This is a genomic window from Haladaptatus caseinilyticus, from assembly GCF_026248685.1.
Taxonomy (GTDB): domain Archaea; phylum Halobacteriota; class Halobacteria; order Halobacteriales; family Haladaptataceae; genus Haladaptatus; species Haladaptatus caseinilyticus.
This window is the reverse complement of record NZ_CP111036.1, coordinates 560,447-576,210: the sequence shown is the minus strand read 5'-3', so window position 1 is coordinate 576,210 and position 15,764 is coordinate 560,447. Positions and strand designations below refer to the sequence as shown.

The following is a 15,764-nucleotide window of genomic DNA, read 5'->3' as shown; positions in this document are numbered from 1 at the left end:
CTGAAATACTACTGCTATCGTGCGTGTATTCGTGAAATCCCGTCTCGGCCTTCGACGCTGGTTCGTCTCGATTCCTCCGCCACTCGGCGCACTACTGGCATTACTGTGGTTCGTACCTATCGCGGCGATTCCGGCGTTCTTCGCGGTGAGTGCGGTCGATAACGTCACTCGTCCCTTGGCAGGACAGTACGTGAACGATTTGACGCTCTCCGTCGGACGGGCGACGGTACTGAGTTCCGCGTCCATGGTTTATTCGCTCGTGACGATTCCGTTCGCGGTTGGAAGCGGCGTCGTCGCCGACTCGATCGGCCCGGTGAGAGCGCTCGCAGTGCTCGGTGGACTGTTGGCGGTTGGGTCGCTCACCCTGCAACTGTGGGAATCCCCGGTCGAACACGAGCGCGTAGTTACGTCGTCGGACTAGCGGGTGGGTCTGAACAATCGTTACAATTATTATCTGGGGTGATATACGTTACCACATGGCGATCAAACAAGGTCGTTCTCCGTTCGATAGGCTCCGAAAACATTACGAAAAGACGGAACGGCGATGCACGAAATGTGGTTTCGTGGACGAAGAGGGCGACTGGCGGGTCACTGCGCGCGGCGGCGAAGTTCACTTCCAGCACATTTGCCCGCGCTGTGATGCCGTCGATACGCGGGTGCTTCGGTATCAGCGGTAGAGGAGCGATTCGCCCGTCATCGCGTCCGGTTGTGGAACCCCGATGACCGAGAGGAGCGTCGGCGCGAGGTCACAGAGCGACCCGCCACTGCGGATTTTACTGCTATTGTCTCCCTCCGGCGAGAGATACACGAGCGGAACGGCGTTGTACGTGTGCGCCGTGTGTGGGTCGTCCGGCGTCCCCATGTCGTCGGCGTTGCCGTGGTCAGCCGTGATGAAGACGTGTGCGCCGTGCGCTTGCAGGCTTTCGACGAGTCGGCCGAGCTGTTCATCGACTGCCTCGACAGCGGTGACGGCGGCGTCGAAGTCGCCGGTGTGGCCCACCATATCCGGGTTCGCGTAGTTCAGTACGAGCACGTCGGGGTCGTCCGATTCGATGACCGAGATGGCCGTGTCGGTCACCTCTTTCGCACTCATCTCCGGTTTTTGGTCGTAGGTCGGTACGTCCGGACTCTCCACTATTTTTCGGATTTCCCCGTCGAATTCGACCTCGCGACCACCGTTCAAGAAGTAGGTAACGTGGGCGTACTTTTCGGATTCGGCGAGTCGAAGCTGTGTTTTACCGTTCTCCGCCAAAACCTCGCCCAGCGTGTCCTCCGGTTGATCGGGCGGGAAGGCGACGGGCAAATCGAACTCCGCATCGTACTGGGTCATCATCACGAACTCGATTTCCGGGGGGTGGGTTTCGAACTCCCAGACGGGGTCGATATCACAGATCATGCGTGTGAGTTGGCGGGCGCGGTCGGAGCGGAAGTTGAAGAAGACGACCGCGTCACCGTCTTCGAGGGCAGGGGTGCCCGAAATCACCGTCGGTTCCACGAATTCGTCCGTCTCGCCACGCTCGTAGGATTCACGGACGGCATCGACAGCGGTTTCGGCCGTGTACTCGGCGTCTCGATTCACGATAGCGTCGTAGGCACGTTTCGTCCGCTCCCAGTTCTGGTCGCGGTCCATCGCGTAGTAGCGACCCGAAACCGTCGCGATTTCGCCCGTTTCGTGTTCCCCCACGACTTTCTGTAGGTCGCCGAGGAAGCCCTCGCCGCTTTTCGGTGACGTGTCACGCCCGTCCGTGAAGGCATGTGTAACTGCCTCGACGCCACGATTCGCGGCGAGTTCGATGAGTGCGTATAGGTGTCGTTGAGCCGAGTGAACCCCGCCCTCGCTGACCAATCCCATGAAGTGAACGCGGCCGTCGTGGTCGTTCGCATACTCGAAGGCGTCGGTGATGGCGTCGTTTTGGCCCAGTTCGTCCGCCTCGATCGCGTCGCTAATACGGGTGTATTCCTGCCTGACGACGCGGCCCGCACCGATGTTGAGGTGGCCGACCTCGCTATTGCCCATCTGACCTTCGGGAAGGCCGACCCGGCGACCCGACACGTCGAGCGTCCCGTACGCGCCCACGTTCGCAATTCGGTCGAAGTTAGGCGTGTCGGCGGCCTCGATGGCGTTTCGTCCGCCGTCGTCGCTTCCAAGTCCCCATCCGTCGAGCACGATGAGTCCCGCTTGCATGGGCGAACCGTCGTCGTGGGGGTGTAACTAAGCTTCGCTCGAAAGGTGGCCTTTTTCCGAGTGCGATGGGATGAGGCGTGCATGACCCTCGACCCCGTCCACTTCGATGGCATCGCCGGACTGGCCGACAGAATCGATTACGAGGGAGAAGAGCGCAACCATCAGGAACTCGCCAGAAACGTCTGGGAGAACTATCTCGACCCGTTGTACCACGAAGGTATCGCGGTTCTCGAACCCCTTGATGACCTCAAGCGACGGTGTGCGAATATCGAGAACCTCGCCCTCGAAGACGATCGGTTCGAAACGATGCACGGTCTCGACTCGGGTACCATCAACCCGCAACCGTTCAAAAACGGTCTGGTGGTAGACGTTGCACACGCCGCGATGAGTTCGACGCCGTCCGACCTCGACCTTCACGACTCCCGGACGGTCGTCAAGGCGATTCACACGAACGACGTGGAGCGGAATTTCGGTACCGACTGGGAATCCTACAGCGAAGGAAGCAAACGCCGAATCGTTCATGCACCTCGTCGGGACGACCACGAGGAAGACATCGTTCATGCACTCGCCCTGTATCGTGCCGAAAGTCGGCACGCACTGGACCATGCGAGCGAAGTATCGGACTTTCTACTACTCGACGGACCCGTGTATCCCAAAGGGATCATCCGGTGGCGTGACCGCGGGACGGTCCTCCCGAACCTTTTCGAGGAGTCGGAGGACATACGGACGATTCTCGAAAATTACGTCAGGCTGGTCGAAGCGTTCTTCGAGCGTAACGTCCCACTCGCCGGATTCGTCAAGAACATCTCCGCGAAGTCGATTATCCGAACCCTCCGGGGGAAAGGCGTGAACGCACCGTGGGCACACGACGCGGCGTTCTTCTCGCAAGTGCTCGAACGCGGGGAGTACGAAGACGGTCGATACGAGCGATCGACCGATGACCTGACACTATCGAATTGGTTCGTCTCCCGTGCGGGGTCCGACTCGTTTTTCGGAAGCGAGGAAGCCGACCGCTACGTCGAGCGGGAGTACGAACCGGAGCAGTACGAGGTGACGTTCTGCGTCATCTACGACCCGCGTCGGGATTTGCTGTACAAGGTCGAAGCGCCACGGATGTTTACGGCGGACGAAGATTGCAGACGGCGCATCGAACGGCAGATCCTCAAGGAAATCGCGGTCGCTGGGGGACCGCCGCTCGTCATTTCGAAGGCCGATTCGCTGGCCAACATCAGCCAGCACAGTACACAATCGTTGATACGGAGCTTCGAGCGGTCGTTCGACAGCGAACTCGATGCGAACTACGACGCGATTCGCTGGGGTCGCAACTACTGAGGGACGTTTTTTTCGACCGTAATCTCGACTTCGCTCACGTCCACGCCGATACGCGCGAACTGCGTCCGAATGTGCTCCTCTGCGGCAGCGATGGCCTGTTCTCGGGTGTCGAACCCGCGCGGCATCGGTGTCTCGAACGCGACGTTTACCTCCTCGCCGGAGACCGTTTGGGCGGTGCCCCCGCTTTCGACTTGATAGAACTCGTCACACACCCACACGTAGGGAGCGTCTTCGTCGGGTGCGCCTTTGAACGTGGGCGCGCGCTCGCCCCGCTCGTACAGCGTCCCGGTTAGGGTGGTGCCCCCTGCTTCGCCGCGAACGAGTAACATACCACGAAATAAGTTATGAGGACATAAAAGGAACGCGGGAAGATAGGTATGTCAAAACATATCTCCCATGGACCCGACAGCAGTATTTTCCACTTTCGACGTCACGGTGGTGCGATCTCATCCCGACTCCGGGACGACCTGCACGAAGTACGTTGTACGGTATCTCGCGAGATATCGACCATCCGAAAGGAAGCTACCGAGACGGGACTTCCGATTTCGTGCGAAACACGTTTTAGCCACGCATGAGATGGCAGGCGCATGAGCGATTTGCGTAATTTCGAGGACTTCGGAAATGATTCCGGCGACGACGAGGAGACAACTGCGTCGGACGCCGAAGAAAAGGAGTCGTCTCCGGGTGATGGATTCGACCGCGTCGAACTCGATCCTGTCGGTGACGACCGAGGTATCGGAACGCTTGCCGTGTCCGAGGGGTTGGCGATCGGCGAAGATAGCGACGACACGCGACTCCGCGCGTACGTCACCGCCCCGAACCGAGCGAACGTTCGAATCGGGAAATATCTGCTCGTCCCCTATCCGGATGGCGAGAAACTGTTCTGTCGAATCACGACCCTCGAATACGCACAGGAGTTCCACAGCGACGACGCTACCGAGATTCACGCCCGGCGGGCCATGCGAAGCGAATCGATAGACGAGACGGATTACAAGTTCATGGCCACGTTGGAGCCGATTGCAGTCCTTTTCGAGGACGATAACGAACTGAAACGCCGGATGACCGACCGCGTGCCGAAACCCGAAACCGTCGTCCGACAAGCCCGCGATAAACGCGACATCAAAACCGGGCTGAAAATTCCGGAGGACGGTGTCTTCCTCGGTCATCTCTCGGTCGGTGGCGAGAAAGTCAGAACCGCGGCGGAACCGCCGACGATAGATTATCGCGTAAAGGACGATTACGAGTCGGGTGACCCCCTCGTCTTCCGTCACACGCTCGTCGCCGGTGGAACCGGTTCGGGGAAGACTCACGGTGCGAAAAACATCCTTCGACAGTATCTGTCGGGCGAACGCACCTATCCGATGGAGGACGGCCGCGACGCCAGAATGGCAGTCGTGCAGTTCGACCCACAGGACGAATACGCCCAGATGCACGACGACAATCCCGAAGTGAGTACGGACGACGAACGAACGTGGGAACGCGAGGGTGTCGCGTACGGAGGCCACGACGAGACGGTCGCGTTCGTTCCGAAAGTCAGCGGCGTCTCGTACGCGGCGGACCACCACCGTGCGGAACAGGTCGAGTTCACGATTCCGTTCTCGATGGTCGAGGACAATCCGTGGCTCGTTGCGGGGGCGAAACTCAACGATAACCAGTACGGTGCGCTGACATTCCTTATCAAGCGATTTTTCCGTAATTATGGCGGGAACGGCACGTATCAGAACTTCCTTTCGTATCTGGATGACCCTGCACTCCGCGAGGAGTTGGACGAGAGCGGTCGTGTTCACGAAGCGACGTTCGACGCCGTCAAACGCCGCGTGCGATCGGTCCCGAGCAGCGTCTTTGACCAGTCAGCCGAGCCGATTACCGACCTCGTCCCCCAGTTCGTTCGCTCGGGCCGGTTGTCGGTCGTTCCGACGTACCATCTCCCGACGAGTCGCGCGAAGGAGATGGTGGTACTCGCGGTGTCCAGTCTGCTGGTCGATGAAAAACTCTCGAACTCGCCGGAGTACTCCGAAATCAAGGAAACGCCGTTAGTCGTCGGGATGGACGAAGCGCACAACTTCCTCTCCGATGCGGAGAGCGTGCAGGCACAGAAAGTCATCGGGAAGTTCACGGAGGCCGCAAAACAGGGGCGCAAGGAGCGGCTTGGACTCTTCCTCATTACGCAGGACCCCCAAGATATCGCCGAACCGGTCTTCAAGCAGGTCAACACGACCGTCGTGCTGAATCTGGGCGACGAAGACGCTATCAAGAGCGTGAACATCCCGCCGAACCTGGAGAAGAAGGTGCCGTATATGGAAAAAGGACAGATGGTCGTCTACTCACCTGACAACTCCGAGCCGGTCGAACTCATCGGTCTTCCGAAGTGCGTCACTCGCCACGGACGTGATTGAAGAGCCGATATAGGAATGCATTTCTCCGCACATTCGATTTATCGCTTGTAATAATTGCCAACAACTGCTATTTTATTTACTAAAAATTATTATGTATTAATTAATTATATATGAGTATAATTTAGTTAAATAAAATATAGACGTAAGCTTAATATCGCTTGTAACATGGTTCAGAACGTATTGTTGGACTCCCTCGAATCGAACCCACGAATGATTAGCATCCTGTTTACGGCGAGCCTATTGCTGATGCAGGCAGGGACGGCTCTCGCGTGTTGTGGGGGAGCAAACCCCGGACCTTAACTCGAGCTATCCAAACAGTCCACGGTTATTTTGTCGCTCCAATACAACCCGTTTCCGGTGGTTATTGGCAACACCCCACAGTCTAGGTATTCGCTCAGTGTTTCTTTCGATACGACCCAGCTATCGAGAACTCCGGAGTTGAGATACTGCGTACGTTCTTCGTCGAAATAGGGGTGGAACAAGCACCCAATACCGTGGGTTCTGGAGGAATACGCGACAATATCGACCTCGAACAGGTCGTCTTGTCTGTGCTCGACTCGCAGGTGCATCGGGCATCCACTCTCACACTGTACCAGCGCCATTCCACCGTCACCCACGGTAATATACCGGTACCCGGTCAGAATCTCGTTCTTCGCTATTTCGAGTCCCGTCCGAAGCGAAAACCCGATGTTGAGCAGGCGGGCGAGTGCCCGCCCGACTTTGGTCGCGCTGACGTTCGCTATCTCGGATAGCGTTACGACGCCACCCTGACTTCCGGTTTCGACGAGCGCCATACCCTGTTCGTAGGACCGACAGGCGTTGAGCAAGAACGCCCTCGTGCGAACGGTGTCCAGCGTTTTCGCGTCGAGATACCCATCGGAACACTGTATCCCTTGGTCATCCACGTGGCCGATGTAGTGGACGAAATCGATTGGTTGGGCGAACAGTTCGGCGAGTTCGTCGGTCGTCAGGTCGTATGAGATGTCCACGTCGAACTCCAGAAAATCCCGGAAGCCGTAGGATTCGTTGACAATACCTTCCTCTTTCATCTGTTCGTCGTTACAGACGACGTGGATTTGGATGTTCGAATCGTCGGGTGCAGTCCGTTCGATTCGACGCCGACACGATTCGATTGTCGTTTTATTACTCCCGAGAGGATAGCCATCGCCGATCCATGCGTGCTCGATGGATTCTGACGGGTCAGGTTGGACGATATCGTTTACGGACCCGGCGTCGTCCCCGCCCCGAACGAAATCGGAACGATAGAACTCCGACAACGGTTTCGGCTGTGAACGCACCGTTCGCGTGGTCGGTTTGGGTGGACAGCGAACGAGCGAAAGGTCGTTCGCGACGAAAGGAAGACACTTTACATTGTCAGATGTCGGCACCACGTCCGTCGTGAGATGCCAATCCGGAATGTACGGTTCGAGCGTCTCGAACGGAATGGAGAGATACGCTTCGAGTCGTTCCGTGAACGAGGCCTCGTAGAGCGCGGCAAAATCCAAATCGACAAGCGGTTCGACCTGCTTGCGTTCGTGCAGCTCCACTCGATAGTATCCCTCCGTTCGAGTGAGACAATCGAGGAAAAACACCTGTCGAAGCGTGTTCGCAACCGCGTGTTCGAACCCGGTGGAACTCGTAAGCGACCGTTCGAATTCGTCGGCGACGAGTCTTGGATACTCGCCGGGGACGACTTTTGCCCCCAAATAACATGCGAGTGGCGTCGCTGCGTAGGTCACAGCACGCTCGCGTGGTAAAACGAGCGTGACGCCTGTATCCGGACGCTCGATACCGTCGGGGGCCGAGAACTCGTCTCCGTACTCGATAAGTGGTGGATGACCACGCAAGGTTGGAAACGACCGTTCCGGACTCGTCGTTTTCAGTGCCGAGCCGAACAACGAGACGGCCCGCATCACGTCTTCGATCTGGTCACTGATGGTGATGGTTCCCGCCGGTTGCTCGTGGAACGAGCGCGCACCGACTCTGAGAGGGGTCTTTTCGTCGAAGTTGAGGATGATGGACTGGTTTCGCGCTTCGATCGATACCCCGCTTTCGACGGCGAGATACAGTTTCATCGGTGCCGTATTGAGCTCGAGGTTGTACGCACCCGGTGGAACCGTCGTGCTCCCGTCGGTTACGCTGAAATTTTCCGTGAGTGTACCGCCCTGTGTTCGAATATAGATGCCCGTGTTTTTTGGAATTTCAACCCTGTTCGTTTCGAGCTCGACGGCGGCATCGACTGGAAAACGAAAATCGGCCGGGTCGGAAGCGCGGAGCGGCGACTGTTCGGGCGTGTAGAGTGCGAAACGGACGCTTTCGATGGGGTCGGTTATCTGTAGTCCCTGGCGGTTCGGGGGTGGGGCGAATGCTGGTTGCATCGTCTCAGAGTCGTACCCAGTTGGTACTCCGGTCGTGAGCAGGCACGTGCCATCGTTGCTCCGGAACCAACCCGTCCCGCTGGCGCAGTTCGATACGCGCATCGAACAACGGTCCAATCCTCTTCACGAGGGTGTCGTCGTCGGCCATCGGGAGGTGGTAATGACCCATCCCTCGGACACCCCTGATCATTGCGGTTAGCATCCGGAGGAAACATTCGAACTCCATTCGGGTGTGCTCCTCGGCCAAAAAGCTGAGCGAATCGACTGAAAGGCGGAGTCGTGCCGGTTCTAACCCGTCAGTCGTGGTGTCGAAGAAGCTGATCGCGAGGGTGGCTTCCTCGGCAACGTCCCAGAGGTCGTTTCCGCTCCTTTGCCGCGGTGGAAGCTCCACGTCACCGACTTTGGCATCGACTGAGATCGATCGTTCGTCGCTCCGTTGGTCGATGATCCACACGCCGGCGCTATCGAGTCGAACCCCTGTCGGAAGACACGGCTCGGCCTGTCGAGTGGTCGAATCGGTCAGCACCAGTATTCGCTTCCTGTCCGCGGCGGGATCTCCGAGGAGCATTCGTGTCGCTCGTGTACTGACGCGCTCCGATACCTCGCCGGTGATGAGGAGATTGCATCCGTCCGTTTTGAGTTCCGAGAGCAGTTCTGAGAAGTCGGGGGAACTTTCCTCGCCGCGGAACTCGATACTTTCGAACCCCATTTTACTCTATTGATGAAAGTAAGAAGATAAAAACGCTCGGGTCAGTATTCTTTCACGACTGTATAAAAACGTGTGAAATACTATACCAATCCCGCTCGTACCAGTTGCCATGAACAAACGGATTCTCGTTCCAATCGACGGGTCGGAGCACTCGGAGAAGGCACTGTCGTATGTGCTTGCGGAGTTCCCGGACGCAGAACTCACCCTCCTCAACGTTATCGACCCCATCGATGTCGGCTACTCTTCGACGGTCGGTATGCCGGGGTATTCCGAGGAGTGGTACGAAGAATCGAAAGCGAACGCCGAAGCGCTGTTCGAAAACGCACGGAAGACGGCGGCAGAACACGACCGGACGGTTTCGACGGCGACAGAAGTGGGGCGACCATCGCACGTCATCGTGAACTACGCCGAGGAGAACGATTTCGACCACATCGTTATGGGTAGTCATGGACGAACTGGTGCCTCCCGAATCCTTCTCGGGAGCGTCGCCGAGACTGTCGTTCGGCGCTCACCGATGCCGGTGACGGTCGTTCGGTAACCGACGCTCGCAACTTTTCGTTCCGAGCGTTGAACACGAGCGAAGCGGGTCGTTCAGAAGAGGTTAGCTTGTTGGTACACACTGATTCCCTCGTTCGTGATATCGTAGGGTTTGATCTCGCGCGAGTGGTTCGCATCACGTATCTTTTGGATTTCGACCGCGAGTCTCGTCTCGCGGAAATCGTCCGTGCTTCTGACGTACTGGAGGATGAATACGGCGTCAGTGAGATATTCAATGATTCCGTGACGCGAGGCGTAGGGGTTATCATCGCTCGCTTCGCTCGTGAGCATCGTCGTAACGCCGGCTTCCTTCAAACTACGGGTAAAATCATAAATCTCGTTTCGTCGGGTTGCACGCTCCTCGTACATCATTTCGAGCAGGGATACCGAATCGAGGACGAGGCGGGTCGCATCGAACTCGCGGACGAGTCCGGGGAGTTCACTCCGAATGCTCGACAACGAGTTGGCCATCTCGATGGGATCGACATCGACGATCGCGAGGCGGCCGTCCTCCTCGTATTCGTCGTAGGGCCACCCTTTCTCCGTCGCGCTGTCGATGATTCGGTCGTGGCTCTCCTCCAGGGTGACGTAAACCGCGCTTTCACCGCGCGACAGGGCGTGGTCCAGGAACTGCAGTCCGAACGTCGTCTTGCCGGTCCCGGCGTTGCCGATCGCGACCATCAAGGTACGTTTCGGGATACCGCCCTGAATCATACTGTCGAGGCCGTCGATACCGATGTCGGTCCGTGGAATATCCGATTCGAACGCCTCATCGTCGAACCCATCGGTATCGAACCCGCCGCTACCGCCTCCGAACCCACTACCGGCGAATCCGGCATCATCGTCGAACCCCCCGCCAAAATCGAGGTTCCCTCCCGGCCCCGCACCGGGCGCATTCGAGAACGCGGACGCGAAGTCATCCTCGAACAGCGAGTCACTGCCGGATTCCGAAGTGGAATCCGACGACTCGGAGTCCGATTCCGGAATGCTGTCGCCCGCGGCCGTGTTCGGTTCCGTCTCGATGCCAAAACCGCGGGACGATTCAGTGCTGGCGTTGGCCACCTCGCCCGCGTTGAGGTCTGACTTCTCGACGCGGGCGTCTTCGACGTCGTCAGCGATCGGTTCTGACGTAGCGGGCGAATTTGTCCTTTCATCGTCATTGTTTCCGGTCTTTGCGTCATCGTCCCGGAGTGCGGCCTCGAACCAGTCGTCTTCCTCGGTCACGCCACCACCGCCGTCGGGGTTCGGGGAACGTCACTCCAGTTCGTACTCTCCTCGCCCGTGTCCATTACGTCGGTATTTCGGGAGGGAGTTCTCATTATCCTGTCACTGGAACCCGACGCAAATTAATGTTCGTGTCGGCGGCTTTTTGAGCACCCGGCGAGAACGAAGTCGTGATGAACGTCGGTATCGTCGCTCAAAGGGGAAACGAGCGGGCCGCAACACTCGCAGGGCGACTGCAGGAGACGCTCCGGGAAGACAGCGTGACAGTTCGCATCGACGCCGCGACTGCCGAGCGACTGGGCACCGACGGAGTGGACGTCTCCGAGATGGCTGGAAACGACCTCGTCGTAAGTATCGGCGGCGATGGCACGTTTCTGTTCGCCGCCAGCGGGGCGGGCGGAACGCCGATTTTGGGCGTGAACCTCGGCGAAGTCGGTTTTCTCAACGCCGTCGCACCGGAAGACGCGGTGGACGAAGTTCGGGCAGTCGTCGAAGAGTACTACGCATCCGAGACGATTCCGTCGCGTGAGGTCCCCCGACTTCGTGCGATGGGGAACGATGACTGGTCCGTCCATCCTGCACTGAACGAGATCGTTGTACAGGGCGCACAGCGAGGGCATGGTCAGGGGCTCGATTACGAAGTCCACGTTGACGGCATCGAATACGGAAGCGGTCATGCGGACGGTGTACTGGTTTCGACACCGACCGGGAGCACAGCCTACAACCTCAGCGAGGGAGGTCCGCTCGTCCACCCCGGGGTGGACGGGTTGGTTCTCACCGAGATGTGCGCGACTGACCCCATGCCACCGCTCGTATTCGACCCCGACCACGAGGTCGAAATTCACGTGGAAAACGCGCCGTTCGCCGTAGTCGGTAGCGACGGGACACAAGTCCGAATCGAACCACCGGAAACGATCACGGTTTCGCTCTCGCCTGAACCGGCACGGATCGCCGGGCCGTCTCCGAACTTCTTCGGGGCGCTCTCGAAGTTGGACTGAGTGCCGAACGCGGACCGGGAAGGAGTTCCGGAAGCGGAAGCCTCTAATTCTGTCTCTTACAACAGAGGGACAATGAAACAGCAACTTCCCGACGTGCAGGCGACGGAACCCGACGTGACGGTCGGGTTGAACCGAGTCGGCGTGACGGGTGTCGAAAAGTTGGTCGAAATCGCCCGCCCCGACAAACGACCCTACGTTCTGACCGCCGAGTTCGACGTGCTCGTCGACCTCCCGAGTTGGCGCAAAGGCGCCGACATGAGCCGAAACATGGAGGTCGTGGACGAGGTCCTCGAAGACGCCGTCAGCGAACCGACCTACCGCGTGGAGGACGTCTGTGGCGATGCCGCAGAACGTCTGCTCGAAAAACACGAGTACACGACGAAAGCGGAAGTCCAGATGGAAGCGGAGTTCATGGTGCGCGATACGACACCCGAAAGCGGACGACCGACGCAAGCAACCGTGGACATCATCGCCAGCGCGACGGCGACCGAAGAGGAGACGAAAGAGGAAATCGGCGCGCGCGTCACGGGAATGACGGTCTGTCCCTGCTCGCAGGGGATGATGGGCGGTCGTGCGAAAAAGAAACTCCTCGACCTCGGCGTCGGCGAACAGGAGGTCAAAGAGTTCCTGCGCGACGTTCCACAGGCGGGCCACTCCCAGCGCGGACACGCCACCCTCACCGTCGAGAGCGCAGGTGCGCCGGAAGTGGACCTCCACGAACTCATCGAAGTCGCACGGGATTCGATGAGTGCCAGAATCTACAACCTCGCGAAGCGCCCCGACGAAGACCACATGACGTTTCAGGCGCACGCCGACGCGAAGTTCGTCGAGGACTGTGTCCGCGACATGGCTCACGGCGTGGTCGAACAGTTCCCCGACCTGCCGGACGATGCGGTCGTGACGATGAAACAGAGCAACGACGAGTCCATCCACCAGCACAACGCCCACGCGGAGCGCATGGCGGAGGTCGGGAAGCTTCGTGAGGAAGTCGCCGAGAACGAAGCGGACGAGTGACGTCGGTTCTTGTTCCGTCTTTTCGTTCGTCGTCGCGGATATCTTTTCAAATCGTGTCTCAGCACGAGCGCCCTCGGATCGTTCAAACCACGAATCTCAACCGCAGTGAAGACGCTCCCGGCGGTCCTTCGGTCACCTCTCACGCGCGGAACGTTCTCGTGGACGACCCGTCCGAAAAACGAACCTCCCAAATCGCGGGGTCGTAAGACGTATTCCATGCGCCGACGAATCCAACATTTATGATAGGTATCGTCGGCGGGGGAATCGCCGGATTGGCCGCCGCCTACCGCCTCCAACAGCACGACTACGACGTGCAGGTGTTCGAAGCGAGCGACGACGTCGGCGGACTCGCCGCGACGTACGAGACGAACGGCGACCGCATCGAGAAGTTCTACCATCATCTCTCCGCGTCGGAAGAAACCATCATCGACCTCATCGACGAACTCGGACTCGGCGATGATCTGGAGTGGCCCATCGGGAAAAACGCCTACTACGTCGATGGTGTGGTCCACCCTCTCGACAAGCCGTGGGAAATCCTCGCTTACCCGCATATGAGCGCCTACGACAAGTTCCGTCTCACCCTGCTGACGCAGGAAATCGACATTCGAGGCGGCATCCCGAAGTTCGACACCTACGAGCGATTGGAGGATTTCGAGGACGTCCCCATCGACGAGTTCCTCATCGAACACACCTCCCGCGGCGTTTACGAGAACTTCTTCGGCCCGCTTCTGGACGCGAAATTCGGAAGCAGAAAAGAGGACGTGAGTGCGGCGTGGCTCCTCGGACGGATCAAGTTCCGCGGCGAGCGCGACCTCCTGCGTGGGGAACCCCTCGGCTACCTTCGCGGTGGCTTCGGGCGTCTCATCGATGCCCTCGTCGAGGAAGTCGGCGAGGAAAACATCACGACCGGTGTACGAGTCAGCGATATCGATACCGCGGATGGCGAGGTTCGGTCGCTTTCGACCGAGACGGCCCAAACGGCGGCGACGGCCGCTGCGGCGGACGGCGGAACGACGACGGAAACCCACGACGTGGATAGCGTCATTGTCGCGGCGATGCCGAACGTCCTCGAAAGCCTCACGGGGTACGAATGTGACATCGATTTCCAAGGGGCGGTCTGCGCGCTCGTGACTATGGACGAATCGCTGACCGACACCTACTGGCTGAACATCGGTCACGAGGCGCCGTTCGGTGCGCTCATCGAACACACGAACTACATTCCGCCGGAGCGCTACGGTGGCGACCACCTGCTCTACGTCGCGAGTTACATTCAGGACTACGAGGAGGAGTTGTGGCAGATGAACGACGACGACATCGAAGACCTGTGGCTCGATCACATCGAAGGGATGTTCCCGCAGTGGAACCGTGATGCGGTGAAACAGTTCCGACTCGCGCGGAACCCTCGCGCCGCGCCGGTGTACGAACGCGGCTACCTCGATATGGTCGTTCCCTACGACCTCGGCGACGACATCGCGGACGGTATCTACTACGCGGGAATGGCGAGCAAGGCCCAGTATCCCGAACGCAGTCTGAACGGCGGTATCGTCGCGGGCTACGAATGTGCCGACAGGATAGCCGGCAAAAAGCAAGTCGTCAGTCCGAGATAACCCGACGAGCGCCGTCGTATCCCGCAATGGCGAACTCGCGCGGACTCGTTACTCCCGTCGACTGTCGGGTTCGACTGTTGTCGCTTCCTTCTTGTTCCATGCATGAACTTTTCTTGTTGCGCGACTAGTATACTGTACTATGGTGGGGGTCGAGCAGGTACTCTTTCTGAGTGTCGGCGCAGTGGCGAGTTTCTTCATGGCGTGGACCGTCGGAGCAGGGTGGACTCCGTACGCCCCGAGCGTCGGCGCTCGAACGACGACGATCATGCGTGGTGCCTTCTTCACGGGGCTGTTCGGTATCGCTGGTGCCGTGTTGCAGGGCGCGAACGTCACGGAAGCGATGTCTGCCGGGCTGATCAAGGGCGTGTCGCTCTCGCCCACCGCGGCAGTCATCGCTCTCATCGTTGCGGCGGGGTTGGTCGCCATCGGCGTCTTCGCGGGCTACCCCCTCGCAACGGCGTTCACCGCGACGGGGGCTGTCGTCGGCGTCGGACTCGCACTCGGCGGGCAGCCTGCCTACGCGAAATATCAACAAATTTTGGCCTTGTGGGTGTTGACGCCGTTCATCTGTGGCGGCGTCGCGTACGGACTGGCGCGACTGATCCGTCGGGACGACATCCCAGACGAGTACACGATACCGCTTTTCGGCGCGCTCGTCGGGTTCATCTTCGCCAACTCGCCGTTTACGTTCCTCGCTCCAGCGAAAGGCGGGGCATCGATTGCGGCGGTTCTGTCGGCAGGCCTTCCACTTCCATCACTGATCGGACTCGTTAGCGTAACGCTGTTGGTCGGTATCGTCGTCGGCGGCGCACTCTTGCTCGAAGTGCGGTCGAGCGTCAGAAGGGCCCAACGCCATCTGTTGTTTGCAATCGGTGCGTTGGTGTCGTTCTCGGCGGGTGGGAGTCAGGTCGGACTCGCGGTCGGACCGCTCGTTCCGATGCTCACACCGCTGGAACTGCCGCTCCTCGTCGTTCTCGTCTTCGGTGGTCTCGGCGTCATGCTCGGAGCGTGGATGGGTGCGCCGCGAATGATAAAGGCGCTCGCGCGTGACTTCTCGTCGCTCGGTCCACGGCGGGCGACGGCCGCGTTGATTCCGGCGTTCGCGATCGCACAAACCGCAGTGTTGTTCGGTATTCCGGTCTCCTTCAACGAAATCGTCGTGAGTGCCGTCGTCGGTAGTGGGTACGCTGCGGGTGGGGAGCGGACCAGCACGGGAAAAATTCTCTACACCGTCCTCGGTTGGGTCGTCTCGTTGCTCCTTTCGTTCGTCCTGGCCTTCGGGTTGTTGGCGATCGTAGAGATGCTGTGATTCGTCTTCATGTTGGCCATACAATATCCTTTGGCGACGAACGAGTTGTGCTAACTCTCAGAACTCCATTAGTTG

Annotated in this window: 15 protein-coding genes; 10 read left to right on the top strand and 5 right to left on the bottom strand. The window is 59.0% G+C overall.

Annotation, left to right across the window (positions count from 1 at the left end; translation table 11 throughout):
- Positions 1 to 31: 31 nt before the first annotated feature.
- Positions 32 to 421 carry a hypothetical protein gene (locus OOF89_RS03260; RefSeq protein ID WP_266078411.1) on the top strand — a complete coding sequence of 130 codons (390 nt, stop codon included), beginning with the start codon at positions 32 to 34 and terminating at the stop codon, positions 419 to 421.
- A gap of 55 nt (positions 422 to 476) precedes the next feature.
- On the top strand, positions 477 to 677 hold the full coding sequence (locus tag OOF89_RS03255) for an HVO_0649 family zinc finger protein (protein ID WP_266078410.1): 201 nt from the start codon (positions 477 to 479) through the stop codon (positions 675 to 677).
- Here OOF89_RS03255 and gpmI read toward each other — a convergent pair.
- Positions 668 to 2,185, bottom strand: coding sequence for a 2,3-bisphosphoglycerate-independent phosphoglycerate mutase (gpmI, locus tag OOF89_RS03250; protein ID WP_266078408.1), 1,518 nt, complete (start codon positions 2,183 to 2,185; stop codon positions 668 to 670). The two genes, OOF89_RS03255 and gpmI, sit on opposite strands and share 10 nt — an antisense overlap.
- 81 nt (positions 2,186 to 2,266) lie before the next feature.
- On the opposite strand from gpmI, the gene OOF89_RS03245 reads away from it, so the two are divergent.
- Positions 2,267 to 3,517 (top strand): DNA double-strand break repair nuclease NurA, encoded by a 1,251-nt coding sequence (locus OOF89_RS03245; RefSeq protein WP_266078406.1) that lies wholly within the window; start codon positions 2,267 to 2,269, stop codon positions 3,515 to 3,517.
- Here the strand turns inward: OOF89_RS03245 and OOF89_RS03240 are convergent.
- Complete coding sequence (locus tag OOF89_RS03240; RefSeq protein WP_266078404.1) at positions 3,511 to 3,846, bottom strand: DUF7113 family protein; 336 nt, start codon at positions 3,844 to 3,846, stop codon at positions 3,511 to 3,513. The two genes, OOF89_RS03245 and OOF89_RS03240, sit on opposite strands and share 7 nt — an antisense overlap.
- Before the next feature lie 258 nt (positions 3,847 to 4,104).
- Between OOF89_RS03240 and OOF89_RS03235 the strand changes: the two genes are divergently transcribed.
- The gene (locus OOF89_RS03235; RefSeq protein WP_266078402.1) at positions 4,105 to 5,913 is read left to right on the top strand and encodes an ATP-binding protein; all 1,809 of its coding nucleotides are present in this window, start codon (positions 4,105 to 4,107) and stop codon (positions 5,911 to 5,913) included.
- A gap of 165 nt (positions 5,914 to 6,078) precedes the next feature.
- The gene (locus tag OOF89_RS03230; RefSeq protein ID WP_266078399.1) at positions 6,079 to 6,213 is read left to right on the top strand and encodes a DUF7503 family protein; all 135 of its coding nucleotides are present in this window, start codon (positions 6,079 to 6,081) and stop codon (positions 6,211 to 6,213) included.
- Here OOF89_RS03230 and OOF89_RS03225 read toward each other — a convergent pair.
- On the bottom strand, positions 6,210 to 8,291 hold the full coding sequence (locus OOF89_RS03225) for a hypothetical protein (RefSeq protein ID WP_266078398.1): 2,082 nt from the start codon (positions 8,289 to 8,291) through the stop codon (positions 6,210 to 6,212). The genes OOF89_RS03230 and OOF89_RS03225 overlap by 4 nt on opposite strands.
- Positions 8,292 to 8,295: 4 nt before the next feature.
- A complete protein-coding gene (locus OOF89_RS03220) occupies positions 8,296 to 9,000 on the bottom strand; it encodes a DUF7504 family protein (RefSeq protein ID WP_266078396.1) in 705 nt (234 codons plus the stop codon).
- A 109-nt stretch (positions 9,001 to 9,109) separates the two neighbouring features.
- On the opposite strand from OOF89_RS03220, the gene OOF89_RS03215 reads away from it, so the two are divergent.
- Positions 9,110 to 9,538 (top strand): universal stress protein, encoded by a 429-nt coding sequence (locus OOF89_RS03215; protein ID WP_266078394.1) that lies wholly within the window; start codon positions 9,110 to 9,112, stop codon positions 9,536 to 9,538.
- 53 nt (positions 9,539 to 9,591) lie between these two features.
- On the opposite strand, the gene OOF89_RS03210 is transcribed toward OOF89_RS03215, so the two are convergent.
- Entirely contained in the window at positions 9,592 to 10,761 is a 1,170-nt protein-coding gene (locus OOF89_RS03210) for a KaiC domain-containing protein (protein ID WP_266078392.1), read from the bottom strand.
- Positions 10,762 to 10,934: 173 nt separating this feature from the next.
- Here OOF89_RS03210 and OOF89_RS03205 point away from each other — a divergent pair, with 173 nt between their 5' ends.
- The 4 genes from OOF89_RS03205 (at position 10,935) to OOF89_RS03190 (ending at position 15,689) form a co-directional block, all read left to right on the top strand.
- Positions 10,935 to 11,759, top strand: a complete 825-nt coding sequence (locus tag OOF89_RS03205; RefSeq protein ID WP_266078390.1) for an NAD(+)/NADH kinase — start codon at positions 10,935 to 10,937, stop codon at positions 11,757 to 11,759.
- Positions 11,760 to 11,831: 72 nt separating this feature from the next.
- Positions 11,832 to 12,773 (top strand): GTP cyclohydrolase MptA, encoded by a 942-nt coding sequence (mptA, locus tag OOF89_RS03200; RefSeq protein WP_266078388.1) that lies wholly within the window; start codon positions 11,832 to 11,834, stop codon positions 12,771 to 12,773.
- A 239-nt stretch (positions 12,774 to 13,012) separates the two neighbouring features.
- Positions 13,013 to 14,380 carry an NAD(P)/FAD-dependent oxidoreductase gene (locus OOF89_RS03195; RefSeq protein ID WP_266078386.1) on the top strand — a complete coding sequence of 456 codons (1,368 nt, stop codon included), beginning with the start codon at positions 13,013 to 13,015 and terminating at the stop codon, positions 14,378 to 14,380.
- Between the two features lie 139 nt (positions 14,381 to 14,519).
- Entirely contained in the window at positions 14,520 to 15,689 is a 1,170-nt protein-coding gene (locus tag OOF89_RS03190) for an inorganic phosphate transporter (protein ID WP_266078384.1), read from the top strand.
- Positions 15,690 to 15,764: the final 75 nt, after the last annotated feature.